Origin of the sequence: Pseudoalteromonas phenolica, assembly GCF_005876835.1 — a bacterium.
Classification (GTDB): domain Bacteria; phylum Pseudomonadota; class Gammaproteobacteria; order Enterobacterales; family Alteromonadaceae; genus Pseudoalteromonas; species Pseudoalteromonas phenolica_B.
In genome coordinates, this window is the sequence record NZ_PPSW01000017.1 from 73,589 (window position 1) to 90,365 (window position 16,777).

The following is a 16,777-nucleotide window of genomic DNA, read 5'->3' on the forward strand; positions in this document are numbered from 1 at the left end:
AGGTAGTGAATAATGAATATGACTGACATTTTCAGTGGTACGCTTCGTTGCGCGCTGATTTTATGGGTAATGTGCACAAGCTCTGCCAAAGCTGAGTTTTTAACCGATCTCAGTGAGGTCAAACAACGTGTGCAACAAAAAAACCGTGCGCCGCTTCAACCGGCAGTGCACTTTTTACAAAGTGAGCGTATACAGGCAGTGACCCTATCACCCCATGCCGATTATGTTTTGTATCTCAGTAGTGAAGAAAAAGCGGGTATAAAACGCTGGTCGCTTAATCAATATACCCTTGCAGAACATAAAACCACTAAGCTTTTTACTCTCAGAAAGCGCCCATCATTTGAAGTCTCTAAAGACGGCTCAGTAGTGTTTGTGAGAGTCGGCGAGCAGCTTTCAGTGTTGCCATTAAAGCACAAAGCCAAGCTGAAAAGGTTGGCCAAAATTGATTGGAAAAAGAAAGAGCGATTTTTGGGAGTAGACCCAAGTCAGCCTGCCAGCTTTTTAGTTAAAAAGTGGCGTACCAACGAGCGCATCTTTGAAATATTGAGCATTGCAGCTTCAGGCAAAGCGCGTGTGATTTGGCAGACAACACTGCCTTTTTCACAGCTATTAGTAAACGCGAACACGGGTAACGCGGCTTTTATCAAGCAAGTGAATACCGCTGAAGGCAATCGCGGAGAGCGTTTTATTCAGCAAGTTCAGCCTGATGGGTCTTTAAAACGGACCTTTACCTGCCAATGGGATGATAAGTGCCAAATTCAGGGTTTTAACGACAAATCACAGCAGTTACTGATTAAAACCAGTCATGATGCAGAGTTTAAAAGACTGGCTTGGTTTGATTTAAAAACACAGACGTTGCTCGATGTTGCAGCGCAACCACAGCAAGCCTTCGACTTGGTGTCAGCGACATTGGGCGAAGACGAGAATGGCTCGCTCACTCCAAGCTCCTATTTATATGAAGGAGCCAAAACGCAGCAATTAAGCCGCCACCCTCTAGTGGCTAAACACTTAACACATATTCGTGAATATCTCGAAGGTAAAGCATTCACGTATGCGTTACCCGCGAGTATTAATGCCTATCAAACCAAACCTTGGTTGATAAGCTTGCAAGAGAATAGCCCAACAACCCAGTATTACATTTATCAGCCACAGCAACAGACTTTGCAACGCATTTTGTATGAACAAACAAACGCATTACAACCAAACGATGAAGCAATGAAAGATGCTTGGATATCTGAAAAAGTGCCGGTGCAATATCAAAGTCGTGATGGATTTAATCTCTATGGCTACCTAACGCTGCCAAATGGTGTTGCGTTATCTGATGCCCCTTTAGTTGTTAAAGCACATGGCGGCCCTTTCTCACAAGTGAAATGGGGTTTTGACAGACAAACACAGTTATTGGCGAATAGAGGCTACATTGTGTTTGAACCCAACTTCAGAGCCTCAACAGGTTATGGTAAAGGGTATGAAAAAGGGGCTAATAAACAATTCGGACTTGGTATTGCCCACAACGATATCATTGATGGCACGCATTTCATTTTATCTCAAGGGATCGGTAACAAAGACAAACTCGCCATCATAGGCCACAGTTTTGGTGGCTTTAGCAGCCTGACTGCACTGACTTTTGAAGCCAAACTGTTCAAGGTGGGTTTTGCAGGTGCACCGGGTTTAGACATAGGCCGCTCAGCGCGTTTGTATTATCGCTTTGCCGAGAAGGTGCGGGGGCAATTTAGTGATTATTACTTTAGACAAATGATCGTGGATTGGGATGACAAAGCGGCTAAAGCACAGCTTACTGCAAATTCACCCAGCGCTCACCCTGACAAAATTCAAAGCCCTGTATTTGTGTGGGCAGGTCGCGGAGATAGAAAAATCTTCATCAATGATGTCAACGACTATGTATTGAGACTGCAAGAAGCAAACAAAGCGGTGAGTTATTTTGTTGACCCTAGTGCACTGCACTCCCCCACATCAAAGCAAGGTGTATTGGCGTATAGCTATTTGCTTGAAAGAGTATTAGCCAAATATCTAGATGGACAATATCTACCGCTAGACCAAGACAAAGACAAGCGTCTGATCCGCTTTATTAAAAAGCATATGGAAATTGATAAGCTCGCTTTATCGGATGAGCTTTAAATAAGCAGCGTAAACTTAAGCGATAAATACCGAGTGACAGAACATAAAGCTACTCGGTATTTATCTAAATCAATCAACTTTGAGCTAGGTTGAAAAAAGGCTTACTTGATCTGTTTGAGCAAGACTGGGTGAAACTGTGTTGTTTGAGTGTTCGTTTGCATAAGCTGTGTTAAAACCAACCAGAAAGAGTGAAGCAAATAAGTGAGCGCGCTTAAACATCTAATTCCTTGAATTTTAGACCTATTGGCATAAATTCACACAGATTTTAGTTGCTTGCAAGAGTAATTATTCTAGTCGCGCTTTGAATAAGGGGACTGATGTAAAAATAATCTAAGAAAGCTCGCTCAATCGAATTGCGGGTATTTTACTGGTAAACCGTCACTTTGACGGTTTGATGTGCTGAATGTGGGTGAAATTGCGCAGAATGCAATGAACAACATTTATATACTAGCCCCATAATAACAAGGGGTAACGAGAAATGAAAACAGATAAACAAGGTATCGGGCGCTGGCAAGGGGCGGGCATGATGGCCACCACTTTGTTGGGTACTGGAGTATTTATATTGCCACAATTAACCGTGGCACAAGCAGGGTTTAGTGCGCTCTATGCTTGGATACTTTTAACCGTGGCTATTGTGCCGGTGACGCTAATTTTTGGTAAATTGGCCGCGCGATTTGCCCATGCAGCAGGACCAGCGTATTTTGTCGAAAAAGCATTTGGCAAGGTTGCAGGCCGAGTGATTGGCTTAATGTTTATGTGTGTGGTGCCAATTGGCGCACCTGCAGCCATTGTTATGACCTTTATGTTTGTGCAGCAAATTGTGCCATTTCAAGGGCAAGCGTTACTCTTGGGCCAGCTCTCTACCTTATTGTTTTTATGGCTAATTAATTTACGCGGCATTCAAGTGTCGGCCAAATTGCAATTTGCGCTTACGCTGATTATTTTAGCTTTGGTGATCTTATTATTTGGTAAAAGTAACCCAACTGAGGGCAGTTTTAACACCAGCTCATTCGATACCTATGCCATGCTTGGCGCTGCGGGTATCGCATTTTGGAGCTTCTTAGGTGTCGAGGCAATGTCACACCTGTCAGATGATTTCAGAAACCCAGAAAAAGACATGATCCCAGCGATGCTCATCGGCACAGTATTAGTTGGCGCTGTGTATGTGGCCTGTACCTTATTAGTCATCGCCTATCCGAACAATGAATCACTCAGCATGGTTGGACTGTTCAATGCGTTCTTCGGCGAATTATTCGGTCACAACGGCCATTATATTATCGGTGTATTAGGCGTCGCTGGTGGACTGGCAACCGTTAATGTATATACCGCAAGCCTTGCACGATTGATCTGTAGCTTCGCAGAGCAGGGCGTATTACCAAGCTATTTGGCAAAACGTAATGAATTCAATGTGCCATTAAGCGCGCTAACCACGCTCATGCTGGTAATAGCGCTAGTTTTAATCGTCACATTTTATAGCCAACAAGACCTAGAAGACTTAATTAACTGGGTGAACGGTGTGTTTGTTGTGATTTACGCCGCGGCCATGTTAGCGGCATGGCGATTACTGAGTGTGAAAAACCGCCCAATGATTTTACTCGGTTTAGGGTTTTGCATAGCACTCGCCATCGGCATAGGTGCACATATGATCTATGCATTCATTCTAATGGCCGTGATCACCCCATTTGTAATGCTGCAAAAACGAAAGCAGCTCACCAAAATGAGTAATGCTTAGCGTTGGGTTTAATTGTTTAGTGATTTTTAAATCGACAAAGGCATGAGATGGGAGCTTCATGCCTTTTTGTTTGGTGGCAGCTTATATTGATGTCTATTTGAAAAAAGTTGCACTTTTACACTTTAAATTATTGTTTACAATGAAGTTTTCTTGTGTGAATATTGGATATAATATAACTCATTTTGTCTGAGTTTTTATATGTAAATTGGAAAGGAATAAGCTGTTAGTTGGCTTGTTAGTTTAATCGCACGTGTATTAATTTTAATCAACAAAGGGATTTAAAGAATGAGATTTGTTTTACCGCTTATCGCTAGCTTTCTATTTGCAGGTACTTCATTTGCAGATAATGACTTTTCAGCGATAGATAAGTACGTTAATTTTGTAAAAAAAGAAGTAGGTTTACCTTCAGGCACTGCTGTTGCAATTGTAAAAGATGGAAAAATCGTTTACGAAGGGTATTTTGGATACGCCAATATAAAAGAAAATAAAAAGGTTAATGATAAAACCGCCTTTTATCTTGCATCGGTTACCAAACCCATGTTTGCTTTATCAATGCTATTAATGGAGGAAAATGGCGATATTAAAGATAGTACTTCTATGGCTGAGATGTTTCCTACTTTAGAGTTTCCTTTTATTGATACAAATAAGATTCAAGTTAAACACCTCGTTTCTCATACTCATGCACTAGCTAATCGTCCCTTAGAAGACACTCTTGCATTTACAGGGCAACATAATAAATTACAGCGTCAAAAGTTAGCCTCTGCAACTAAAAATGAACCTGCCAATCAGTTAGGACACTACCAATATAGTAATGTCGGTTACAACATATTAAGTGTATGGGCTGAAGATAAATTCAAGCAAGATTGGCAGCAAACCCTTGAAGAATTGGTTTACCAACCTTTATCAATGAACCACACCTCATCGTACATTAGCGATGCAGAAAATAAAGGCTTTGACATTGCACGTCCTTATCATTTGTATGCTGCTAATCCTAACGAAGTCATGCCTTTTGAAAAGAGTAATTCTACTTTGCAAGCTGCCGGAGGCACGTTCTCAACCGCAAGAGATATGGCAAAGTTTTTAATTGCCCAATTGAACCAAGGCCAGGTTGACGGAAAGCAAATATATCCAGCTGAAGTTATTGAAACGTCTCATCAAAAGTTAGCTACTAATGATTTAAAGTATAGGGACTTTGTTCGTAAGGGATATGCATGGGGTTGGTACATTGGCCCTTATAAAGAAGAGAAAACATATCATCACTTTGGCGGGATAGCAGGTTCGCATACGCATACATCTTTTATGTTAGCGCATAATATTGGACTGGTAGTACTTAACAATGAAGAAACCGTAGCTGGCCCTATGACAGCAGGTATCGCGGATATTGCTTATAGCATTTTATTAGGTAAGGGTGATGTAAATAAAATTACAGACTCTCGTATTGATGCTATGAAAAAAAGCTGGCTAGCAATACAAACAAATATTAAAGAAACCAATAAAGCGCATGAAAAAAGAAATACTTCAAGAACAATGGTTTTAACACGAGAAAAAGCAGAATATGCAGGGACTTTCCACAACCCATTATGGGGTAATCTAGAAGTCGAATTGCTAAAAAGTAATGCTCTTAAATTTAAATTAGGTGAATTAAATGCAGTCGCAACGGCAGCAAAACGAAAAGACGAATTGAGAGTTCAATTTGCTATTGGTGGCGGAAGAATAGCAGCTTTTAAAATTGTTGAGGATAAGGTGATTTCAGTTGATATGCATGGTATTAATCCTTTGGCTGTCGAAACATTTACACGCTTATAGTGTTGAAGATCGTTAACTAAAAAGAAATCTCATTTGGATAATTTACTGTTGTCAATTATTTATGTCTCTCATAGGTTAACCAATTTTTTTGTCGTTTATTTGGGTTGTTTTATAGCCCTTCATATTGGAGTGATTCATGGTTGATAATTATTTAGAAATAGCACTGATCTTTGCGCTTGCTTTAAATATCATTGTTACGTTAATGGTCGCAAAATCTGACTCCTTTGATAAAGCACAAAAGGTTGCTCAAATTGTTATTATTTGGGCAGTACCGGTTGTAGCATCAATCGGTATTTTGATATTTATCCTCAGCGATAGGGACCCTAAATTACCAGCGTCTCCCTCTGGAGCTGGTGTAAATGAAAAAGTCAGTCAACTTGAGTAAATCAAAGGCTATAACTTTAGGTGAAAACAATTGAATTTAGGTAATTGGGATAGTGCGCTATTTAAAAGCTTGTTCATCTCAAGCCTGCTTATTCCTATTGCTTTCTTAATTGAATCATTTCAACTACATAAATTCGAGCAAACTGAATTAGCTGGTTTATTTGTACCATTTCTGTTTTATATCGCTATATTTTTGTTAGTTTCATTCATTGGCTAGCGTGTAAATTTAAGCGCATAAGTTATTTTTATTATGCATTCGTACAAACTTGTTTCTTATGTGTTAGTTACTGTACAAATGGACCATGGCTTTTCGGTTTTATAGCGTTAGCGCAAGCTTTATTATTTAAGTGCTTTGTTTTTAAAGTAAGAGCATAAATTGTGACTAATTCTCCAGCCTAGAAATTTCTGCCCTCATAGTTCTTGAAAAGCACTCCTTGTGAACGCTACTCAAACCACCCCTTGACCTTCTTCATATTTGCTCGACTCACGGGCACTTTATCTTGATTCGATAACACCAACTCGCCTTCGCGATTCTTCCTGAGTAACTTTTCTGCGTGATTGGAGTTCACCCAATAACTGCGGTGGGTTTGTCCTGCGCCGAGTGTAGGGTCGATGTTCGACAGCGCTTCAATGGCATCTTTTAAGTTGTATAAAATCAGATGTTGTTCTTGTTCTGTAACGACTTTCAAATAATGTAGCTCTGCTTTTAGACAAATGAGTGAGTTTATGTTGTCTATTTTTGCGATTTTTAAAAAATCATGATCCGGCTGGGTAGATAGATTGTCTTGTTGCTCAACTGTGGGCTCTGTAGTTTCAGGGTTAGCCGATACAGGCTCAATCATCTCGTTTTTATTTTTATTAGCAATACTATCAATGGTTTGAAATTTTTCTTTTGACGAGGAAGTTATGTTTTCAGTGCGTTTGATCTGGAAGCCACTTAGCCAAGGTAAGTTTATCGCCACCCATGAAATGAGAGCTGCGGGTGCCATATTTTGCCACTCTTCAAACAGAGCATATAAGGTATACGCGGTTTCATGCTCTATATATACGTCGCGCAATAAAGAAAATGGCACATAAATAGTCACCGCAATTACTGAGCTGATGGCCAGTTTTACGATATCGTTTTGTCGTGCTAATACGCCTTTCATTAAGGTGTGTGTGGCAATAAAAAACGCCAAACCAGAGAACACTTGTACCTGCCAAACGACAAAATTTAGCCAATGCGGTAGTGCATTGTCATCATCAGAGATACTTAAAAGGCCTGCTAAAAAGAAGCCAATACAAGCAAAGTAGCGCCAAGGGCTAATGGAACCAATTGGAAATTGCCCATTCATACAATAAACCGCCCATTCATACATAAATCAAGGGCTTAATTAAACCAGAAAGCAACAACAGCGTAAATTACTGTCATTAAATAAACGCATATTGAGGATGCAAAAATGACTTTTATTAAATCCACCTTAGCTGTTTTAGTTGGAACCTTCGCGACAAACGCTTTAGCAAATACGCAAAATAACAATGACGACAAAGTAAATATAGAAAGTATTACTGTGGTGGCTTCGAAGCCTGACGGCATAAAAATCAGTTCTGGTAAGTTATTGTCTCTACCTGGTACGGGCAATGATCCATTAAAAGGCCTAGAAGCCTTACCGGGTGTGGTATTAGCAACGCCGAGTACCGGTGGCCCAGTTGCACAACCGGCCATTCGCGGCAGCTCTGTGAGTGACAATTTATATTTAACTGACGGACTTGAGATGGGCTATGTGTTTCACAATGATGGGATCAGTGTCTACAACCCGTTGTTGATAGAAAGCTTTGAGTTAAAAACAGGTGCATGGTCGAGCCAATACGCCAATGCAAATGGCGGTGTGATTTTAACTGAGCTGAGAGATCCCGATGCAGATAACCCAACCAATGTTTTAGATTTAAGTTTCTTTAGAAGTGGCTTTTTGTATGAGCAAGCCATTGCAAACAATGCGGCTTTTTACGTGTCTTTTAGAGAAAGCTTAGTGCATACCTATGTCGATAATTTTATTGAGGACGAAGATTTTTCTTTTGCGGTGCCACCTCGAAATCGAGACTACCAAGCCAAGCTGATTTGGGATTTAGACGACAACAATGTGATCAGAGCGACCGCCAGTGGTGCGAAAGATTACATCGAAATTGCCTTCGATGCGGATGGCAGAGACATAGGCAAAAACCCAGATTTGGCATCGGGCGAACGTTATCAAACGTATTTTCATAGCCAAGCAATCAGTTGGCAGAATTTTAATGGTGATTTTGAAACCACCACCAGCTTAAATTTACTGACGCAAAACCAACAAGAGCGAGAAGGGGATGTGTTTCGATGGGATGCAGACATCACCAAAGTGATTTTAAAGGCTGACAGTCAGTATCAAGGCGAAGACATTGACGTGCTATTTGGCGCCAAGGTGCAATCAACGGAAGTAGATTATGTCAGTAGTGGGCGTCTACTACCTTGTAACTTAGAGTTTGAAGTATGCCCGCCGAGTTATTTTAGCGATATGTTTGCCGAAGAAGGCACATTAAAATTTGAGCAGTATCACGCTTATGTTTCGGCGAACGGTGACTTAAGTGCAAATTGGGACTACCAAGTGGGGGTTGCGCTACTTGGCACTAATAACAACAGTCAAACTTATCTGGAGCCACGTGCACGTTTGGGGTATCGCTTAAACGACGCACATAAATTGAATTTAAGCGCTGGTATACACCATACATTGATTGATGATTATCAATACCTTATTGAAGGCTATGGTAATACTGAGCTCGAGGCCAGTGAGGCAACCCATATTGTGCTCAATCTTGAATCGACCCTTGATGACAGGTTAAGCATGAAAACAGAGCTGTTCTATAAAGCGCTTGATAACCTTTTAGTCGCAAACCCGAATGCACAAAAACGTTCTTTAGCACAAGATGTGTCTGGTTTTACTCGATTTGAAGATGTCGCCAGTGGCACAGCCTATGGTATTGAGCTTTTGGTTAATAAGCAGCTTTCAGATGACTGGTTTGGTTGGGCGAGCATTGCCTACAGTAAAACTGAGCGAGACAACCCGCTGACGCAGCAAAAATTTAACTCTGAATTTGATTTGCCTTGGGTGGCGAATATCGTACTTGACTATAAATGGGACGAAAACTGGCAAATAGGCGCGAAATGGCGTTTCCAAAGTGGCCGAAGATACACGCAAGTAAACTCTGCCACACCTTATGTTGAACCAAGCAGCGCCACAAATGAGCCGTTATTCTATGTACCAAACTACGGCGAGTTTAACGCTGAGCAGTGGGGTAACTATCATCGTTTAGATATTCGTGCTGATTATAAAACCGAGTGGTTTGGCCTAGACACCAACTTGTATATTGAAGTGTTAAACGTGTATGGCTCAAGAGCAGTTCAGGAGCTCGAATATAATGCGGCTTACACTGAGTTTGAAAAAGACTATCAATTTCCAGATATGCCACTGCCATCAATTGGTATTAGTATGACTTTTTAAAGACAGCTGTCATTTTGTGAAACGGTAAGAAAGAGGCTAAATCGCCTCTTTTTTTATTTTGTTTAAGTCAGTAAATATCTCACTTCCCATTCATTTTTTTAATTGCTTAACCAATCTTAAAATACGGTTTCTAAAATGACGACTGTCATAGAAATTGCAAATTTAAGTCACTGAACTGTCACTGATATTTAGCCTAACTTTAAAATAGAGCCTCTATTCTAGCCTGCGTTTTTAACCCAACAAACAACGTAGCAAGGTAAAAAAATGAAAACGAATGGATTAAAGCTCAGTGCGCTCACACTCAGTATTTTGGTTGCATTATCAGGGTGTATCGACGGTGATGATGGTGCGCAGGGCGCGCAAGGCCCACAAGGTGAAACGGGTCAACAGGGTGTGCAAGGTGAAGTAGGTGAAACTGGTTCACAAGGTGAGACTGGCGGCACTGGCGCGCAAGGTGAAGCTGGCGAAAATGGTCTTGACGGCACTGCGGGTAAGTTAACACGTTTAGCAACAGTGCCTGCTGGTGCTGAAGTAACGGGTATCTTTTTAACGAAAGAAGGCGACTTGTTCTTCAACGCGCAACACCCTTCTGATAGTAATACTGCCAAGTATACGCATACGAATAAAAAGCTAGATGATCTTCCTGAGGATGAGAAGTATACGTTTCATACAGGTACTGTCGGGGTACTTTCTGGTGTGAACTTTAATGAATTACCCAAAACTTTGGTCGACTCTCCGGTGCCTTCAAGTGAAGAAGAGCGTCAAACAGTTGTGACTGCTTATGGTAAATATCAAGTATTAGGCCAAACGGGTGATACATATGCGGGTAAACTACCGTCAGGCTTAGGTCATATCTACTCACATCAAGATAATCAGTTAATCCTAGAAAACGATATGCCTGATTTTAATGGTTTCATTCCTACAGGTGAGGGGAAAGGTTATCTGTTCACTAACTGGGAAATGTACCCAGGTGGTATGAGCCGTTTAGCATTAACCAAAGATGATAAGGGCATATGGTCAGTTGATGATGCCATGATGCTTGATTTTAAAGGGGTTCACGGTACTGCAGCGAACTGTTTTGGCTCTGTGACGCCATGGAATACGCCACTTACTTCTGAAGAGTGGATTGTTGATTCTAAGGTTGATACTACTACTAACCCTAACTGGAATAGTCCAGTGGCATCTGCATCAGGTCGTTTAGCAAACATGTGGAAGCTAACAGCACCAGATGCGCCCAACCCATATCGTTACGGCTACATTGCTGAAGTGAAAAAGCCAACAGAAGATAAGCCTGAAGTTGTAAAGCATTATGCATTAGGTCGCTTTGAGCATGAAAACGCAACAGTAATGCCAGATGGTAAAACAGTGTATATGTCTCAAGATGACACTGGCGGCGTACTATTCAAATTTGTTGCAGACACACCTGAAGATTTAAGTGAAGGCACGCTGTATGGCGCGAAGCTAACGCAAGATGCAGGACAAAATGACCCAGCTACAACTGGTTTCGATGTTGAATGGAAAGAGATTGGTCGTGGGGATAACGCTACTATCGAAGCTTGGATTGCTGATTTTGATGGCATTGGTACAGACGCGTATGTAGAAGGTGAAACTAGCTATATGACTTTGGCTGATGTTGCAGCATGGAATAAAGGTGATGCCACTTATCCGTCAGTAGAAAACGGCGGTGGTAAGGTTACAGCAGGTGCGCCAATGGATGACCGCGTTGTATTCTTAGAGTCTCGCCAAGCGGCAAAGGCAAAAGGCGCTACAGCTGAATGGCGTAAGCTGGAAGGCATTTCTATTAATACTGATCGTGCAAAAGAAGCAATTGAAGGTGTTAATACTATTGCTGGTGAAGAAGTCACAGAAGCATTTGTTTATATTGCAATTGCTGACCTAGATAAAACGATGATTGATGGCGAAGGTGATATTCAATTATCAAATCGTGTGAAAGATTGTGGTGGTGTTTATCGTGCCAAGCTAGAAGCAGGTTATAACATCAGCCGTATTGAACCGGTTGTTATGGGTTCTACTTATCGTAGCTCGCTAGATGGTGCGGCAAGATGTGATGTGAACCAGCTCTCACAGCCAGACAATGTCATTGTTATGGACGATGGCCGTATCATCATTGGTGAAGATGGCTTCCAAGAGAACAATACATTATGGCTATACGAGCCAGTTAAGAACTAATCCAGTTGTAGCAGAGATCGTCAGATCTCTGCTTTTCATCAGTGGTAATCATCATGCGAACACAATTAATTTGGCTAATAACTTTAGCCACAGCGCTTTTTATAGCTCCAGGTTACGGACATGAAGGTGCAACAGAGAATAAAAAAGCGAATACGCCTAAGGCGCTCGATTTTATCAAACAGAATGAAGTTTATAACCCTGAGTCAGTCATCCCACCTCAGTGTTATACTAAAACTGAAGGGAAGCACAATCCATGTATGGCCTGTCATCAGAGCTACCCAAGCGCAGATAAAAGGCCCAATATCATGAATGATGGTGACTTACAGGGTGACTATCAATTTTCAGAAGTGGGAATGACAAATAGTTGGACAAACTTGTTCGTGGACCGCTCACTAAAGATAAAAAATATAAAAGACAGTTTCATCAGTGAATGGGTAAAAGAAGACAACTATCATTCATTTATCAAAGCTCATACAGACCATCCACAAAAAGAAGCTATTAAGTTAGACAATCTTGCAAAGCCAAATAAAGCATTTTTTGGCAATGGCTTAGCCAAAGATGGCAGCCATTGGGTGGCGTTCAACTACAAACCTTTCCCAAGTACCTTTTGGCCAACAAATGGCTCGACAGGCGACGTAATGATCCGACTAGATAAGTCGTTTAGACAGCTTAAAGGTGAAGATAACCTAGACGTGTATTTTGCTAATTTAAGCTTGCTTGAAATGTCGATGAAGCGCCTAGACAGCATTACAGTTCCTGATATAGATGAAAGTAAGTTGCAGGTTGATCTAAATGGTGACGGCAAGCTTTCTGTGATCACGACAATGCAAAAGCGTAGTCATTACCTTGGTGACGCTAAGAAAGTGCCTTTAACAGATATGTTATATCCACAGGGGACCGAGTTCTTACATACTGTTCGTTACATTGGCGTTGACGAAAATGGCAATCTATACAATGCAGAGCGTATGAAAGAAGTTCGCTACATGAAAAAACATGCCTTTAAGAATAAGCGCAAAGTAGCGATTACATATCACAGAGAAGGCAAGGAAAAAGAGTTTGAACAACTCCCACGCACAATTAACTTGCGCGAAAGAGGCATAGATAACGGCTTTAGCTGGACCATAAATGGCTTCATTGAAGATGAAAAAGGTCAATTGCGTCAACAACATTATCAAGAATTACAGTCATGTAATGGGTGTCATAAAACAGTGGGCACAACCATAGATCAAACGTTTTCTTTTGCTCGCAAAGTTGAAGGTGCTAAAGGGTGGGGCTACATCAACCTGAAAACACAAAAAGACACGCCAACACTGGGTCAACAGCAAGGTGAGTTTTTAACCTATCTGCAAAGAGTTGGCGGGGGCGATGAGTTCAGACAAAACAAAGAAATGCTACAAAAGTGGTTCAATCACGATGGCTCGGTTAAAACAGCGCAGGTGCAGGCATTACCAAATATTTATGAACTCATCATGCCTTCAAATCGCAGAGCGCTCGATTTGAACAAAGCATACTTTACGATTATGAAAGAGCAAAGTTATCTATTCGGTCGAGATGCAACATTGGGTGTAGCAACGAACGTACTTGAAAAAGTGGAAGATAATATGCCACCACTAGAAGAAGGCTTCAGGCATGGCTTTGATATTCGACTTGATTGGGCGCAGGCTGAAAATAGTAAATCCTTAAAGGAGTAACGGTGTGGAGCTACTGCTTGAATTTCTCTTTGCCTGTTTGCTCATGGGCTTAGCTATTGGGCTAGATGTTGCCATAGTCACAGCACTTTATAGTAAACAACTGAGCGATAAGGCTGTGAAAGTGCGTTGGGTAGTGGGAGTCACAGCAACCCATACCTTGTTTCCGATGTTTGGCTATATGCTGAGTTATTTTGGTTTGAAATGGCTACCGAGTATTAGTCCTATCATTGGCTTAATTGCATTCGCGTTTATTGCCTATTTTCTGTATCAAGAATTGCAAGACTATCATGAAGATGATGAGGCCAGCTTTACGCATAAAGCAATTTCATGGGCGTTGATTATTGCGGTGAGTTGGGATGCGCTTTGGTCTGGGCCCGCGAAATCGGCGCAGATCATCAATTGGCCTGAGTCATTGGTTTGGTTGTCATTTTTTGTGGTAGGCGGATTAGTGCTCTTGTCATCGCAAATAGGCTTATGGCTCGGGCGTTATTTACTTGCGTCTCAGAAAGATCCCAAGGTAAATCGAGGCTGGCACTGGCTGCAATATTCGACCATAGCTTATTTCGGGTTGCTGGCTTTATTTCGGTATACCTTCAATAGCCAAGTTCATGACGGCGCGATATTTATGTTGGCAGCGACACTGGTTGGCAGTTACGTATTTTATCCGGCGAGGCAAAATAGAGAATAGTCAAAAGGCGGCTTTTACTCGTGAAGCTTATATGGGCAAGCTGCTTTTATTGACATGAAGTTTTTTTATTCGCATGAAACAAAGGGGTAAGCGCAGTTCTGGCTACCCCTTTTATCTTTTGCAAAGGAAATAGGAAAATTCATATTTACAACTAGCCTGAAATTCAGGCCATAAAAAGTCAAAACCGCAACACAAAATGACTATTTGATCTGACTTTAATTAACTATAGACGAAGATATGCAATTTCGCTCATTTATTGAGCTAATGTCTTTGTTTAAAACTGATATTGAATACTGACTCCCGCTTGCCTTGGTGGTGCGAGATAAAACTCTGCGACACCAAATGACGCAGTAAAGTCGTTTGAACCTATAACATGGTATTTGTCAGTTAAATTTGTGACAAACGCAGTGACACTGAGTGACTCGCTGATCAGATAGTTTGCAGATACATTCACCAGGGCTATGCTCTGTTGAGTTGCAAAAGGACTATTAAAGACATCATTGTACACTTTACTTCGATAAGCCCAGTCTAGGCGAGTCGAAAGCTGCTGGCCATGCGATAACTCCCATTTATATTTAATACCCAATGAGGCTGTCCACTTAGGTGTTTTAATCAGCTTGCTGTCTGTGGTGACTTCAGTAGCTGTACCAACATCGGTAAACTTGGCATCTGTATAAGACAAACTACCAGAAAAAGTAAAACCGCTGCCAGTGATGCGCTCAAACTCTATTTCAGCGCCCTGAGTCTCAGTATTACCAACGTTATCGATAAATATTTCGACGCCAGAATCCTCACCTGACTCACCTCCTCTTAGTTGCATGTCTTTGTGCTTCATAAAGAATGCCGTTGCATTTAATCTTAGGGTGTTATCAAACCACTGAGAGCGCATACCCAGTTCAAATGCGGTTAAGTATTCGGGATCAAACGGTCTGGCCGAAACGGGCGTATTAGCTACACCATTAAAACCGCCAGATTTGAATCCGCGAGACCCCGTTAGAAAAAGCATCATATTGTTTGAAGCCTGATATTGAACACTGGCTAAAGGCGAAAATACCCGCCAGCTTTTTTCTATTGGACCTTCTGGGCTCGTATCAGTTCTTTCTATTGCGACAACTTGGGCAATATTTCGGGTTGTAATAACTTGCTGCTTTTTCTTCTCACGGGTAATGCGACCCCCTAAAGTTAACGTCCATTGCTCATCAAAGCGATAGTTACCATTGAAAAAGGCTGCGACACTTTCACTCTCAATGTCATTATTGAATGTGTTGTCTAAGTCGAGTCCAATATTTAAGGGATTGCCGGCGCCTCCAATTGCTGTCGGGTTGCTTATCGGAGAGCCATCAAGTGGGCCGGGTATTGTTTCAAGGCCAAGGTACAAGCCCTCGATAAAAGTAAAATTAAACAAATAGTGAATTTCTTCATCAATGGCAAACAGGCCTAGTAACCAATCGAACTGGCTACCGACACTACCTGTTAAATTAAACTCCTGACTTGTTTGTTTTTGAGTTTGGTAGTCTCTGGTTACGCCAATATTAAAAGAGTTATTGTCAAAATCACGACCATATACGGCTTCAAGGCTTCGATAGGAGCTAATTGACTTGAGCTTAAGCTGATCTGAGATATCCCACTCAATATTTGCTTTGTAGCCATATTGATTCAGGTGATTTTCGTTTTCATCAGTAGAGGCACTGCGAAATTTATCATCAAATACGGTCAGTTTAGAATAAGGGTCAATTGCTGGAGATACTTCAGCGATACTGTTATACAAAACAATGAGTGAAGCATCATCATTTTTTTTAGGGAGCACTGAGGGCGCACTGCCATTGTTTTGTAGTTGTCTATCGTAACTAAATTCAAAATTTAGCTGCTCTGATTGTTTATAATTCAGTTTCGCAATGACATTGAGATCATCTCGACCGCCTTCTTTATCACCATTAACACGAGTGACAAAGCCCTCTCGATAGTTCTTCGACAAAGCTAAGCGTGCAGACACGTTATCAGAAATAGGAGAATTGAAGATAACAGACGCATCTTTTCGATTAGATTCGCCGATGGTCACCTGACCATTAAACTGTTTTTTGTCAGTGACTTTATTTGTGAACACATTAATGGCGCCGCCAATGGTATTTTTTCCAAACAGTGTGCCTTGTGGTCCTCTTAACACTTCGATGCGATCAATATCTAAAAAGCTGTAAATACCACCGGCTGAACGGGCATGGTAAACACCATCTATATAAATACCGACACTCGGATCTGTGGTTGGAATAGGGTCTACTTGTCCAACCCCTCGCATGGTGATCCCTGCACAATGCGTACAGCCTGAGTTCTCGCCTACCGTGGTAATTTCAATATTGGGAATAAAGTAAGAGGCTTCGAGTAAGTTGGTTAAACTGCGCTCTTTCAAAAAGCGATTTGACATGACTGAGACTGAAATAGGAGTGCGTTGCAAGTCTTCTTCGACTTTTCGAGCTTCGACGGTGACATTAATTAGTTCACTCAGCGACAAAGAAAATAAGTCTATTTCTTCATTGCTATCGGCTACTACAGTGCATGGTAAACAGGTCAAAAATATAAAAGTCGCAACGCGAGTTTTCACTTTAAAAACGTAGTTCAAGGTAAGAGTCTCAACTTGAATAAACGA

Annotated in this window: 11 protein-coding genes; 9 read left to right on the top strand and 2 right to left on the bottom strand. The window is 41.3% G+C overall.

Features of this window, described 5'->3' with window-relative positions:
* Nucleotides 1-12: 12 nt before the first annotated feature.
* The 5 genes from C1E24_RS12230 to C1E24_RS12250 all read left to right on the top strand — a co-directional run bounded on the left by C1E24_RS12230 (nt 13) and on the right by C1E24_RS12250 (nt 6,275).
* Nucleotides 13-2,136, top strand: a complete 2,124-nt coding sequence (locus C1E24_RS12230; RefSeq protein WP_138481836.1) for an alpha/beta hydrolase family protein — start codon at nt 13-15, stop codon at nt 2,134-2,136.
* A gap of 478 nt (nt 2,137-2,614) precedes the next feature.
* Nucleotides 2,615-3,868 (top strand): L-methionine/branched-chain amino acid transporter, encoded by a 1,254-nt coding sequence (gene yjeH, locus C1E24_RS12235; protein ID WP_138481838.1) that lies wholly within the window; start codon nt 2,615-2,617, stop codon nt 3,866-3,868.
* 285 nt (nt 3,869-4,153) lie between these two features.
* Nucleotides 4,154-5,674 (top strand): serine hydrolase domain-containing protein, encoded by a 1,521-nt coding sequence (locus C1E24_RS12240; protein WP_138481840.1) that lies wholly within the window; start codon nt 4,154-4,156, stop codon nt 5,672-5,674.
* Nucleotides 5,675-5,810: 136 nt separating this feature from the next.
* A complete protein-coding gene (locus C1E24_RS12245) occupies nt 5,811-6,059 on the top strand; it encodes a hypothetical protein (protein ID WP_138481842.1) in 249 nt (82 codons plus the stop codon).
* A gap of 30 nt (nt 6,060-6,089) precedes the next feature.
* Nucleotides 6,090-6,275, top strand: a complete 186-nt coding sequence (locus tag C1E24_RS12250; protein ID WP_138481844.1) for a hypothetical protein — start codon at nt 6,090-6,092, stop codon at nt 6,273-6,275.
* A gap of 226 nt (nt 6,276-6,501) precedes the next feature.
* On the opposite strand, the gene C1E24_RS12255 is transcribed toward C1E24_RS12250, so the two are convergent.
* Nucleotides 6,502-7,392, bottom strand: coding sequence for a LytTR family DNA-binding domain-containing protein (locus C1E24_RS12255; RefSeq protein ID WP_171040889.1), 891 nt, complete (start codon nt 7,390-7,392; stop codon nt 6,502-6,504).
* 105 nt (nt 7,393-7,497) lie between these two features.
* Between C1E24_RS12255 and C1E24_RS12260 the strand changes: the two genes are divergently transcribed.
* From C1E24_RS12260 to C1E24_RS12275, 4 genes are all read left to right on the top strand, one after another.
* Nucleotides 7,498-9,567, top strand: a complete 2,070-nt coding sequence (locus C1E24_RS12260; RefSeq protein ID WP_138481848.1) for a TonB-dependent receptor plug domain-containing protein — start codon at nt 7,498-7,500, stop codon at nt 9,565-9,567.
* A 264-nt stretch (nt 9,568-9,831) separates the two neighbouring features.
* A complete protein-coding gene (locus C1E24_RS12265; RefSeq protein WP_138481850.1) occupies nt 9,832-11,757 on the top strand; it encodes an alkaline phosphatase PhoX in 1,926 nt (641 codons plus the stop codon).
* 53 nt (nt 11,758-11,810) lie between these two features.
* Nucleotides 11,811-13,448 carry a hypothetical protein gene (locus tag C1E24_RS12270; protein ID WP_138481852.1) on the top strand — a complete coding sequence of 546 codons (1,638 nt, stop codon included), beginning with the start codon at nt 11,811-11,813 and terminating at the stop codon, nt 13,446-13,448.
* A 4-nt stretch (nt 13,449-13,452) separates the two neighbouring features.
* Nucleotides 13,453-14,136: a manganese efflux pump gene (locus C1E24_RS12275; RefSeq protein ID WP_138481854.1), complete on the top strand. Its 684-nt coding sequence runs from the start codon at nt 13,453-13,455 to the stop codon at nt 14,134-14,136.
* Between the two features lie 274 nt (nt 14,137-14,410).
* On the opposite strand, the gene C1E24_RS12280 is transcribed toward C1E24_RS12275, so the two are convergent.
* Nucleotides 14,411-16,732 (bottom strand): TonB-dependent receptor, encoded by a 2,322-nt coding sequence (locus C1E24_RS12280; protein ID WP_206078134.1) that lies wholly within the window; start codon nt 16,730-16,732, stop codon nt 14,411-14,413.
* Between the last annotated feature and the right edge of the window lie 45 nt (nt 16,733-16,777).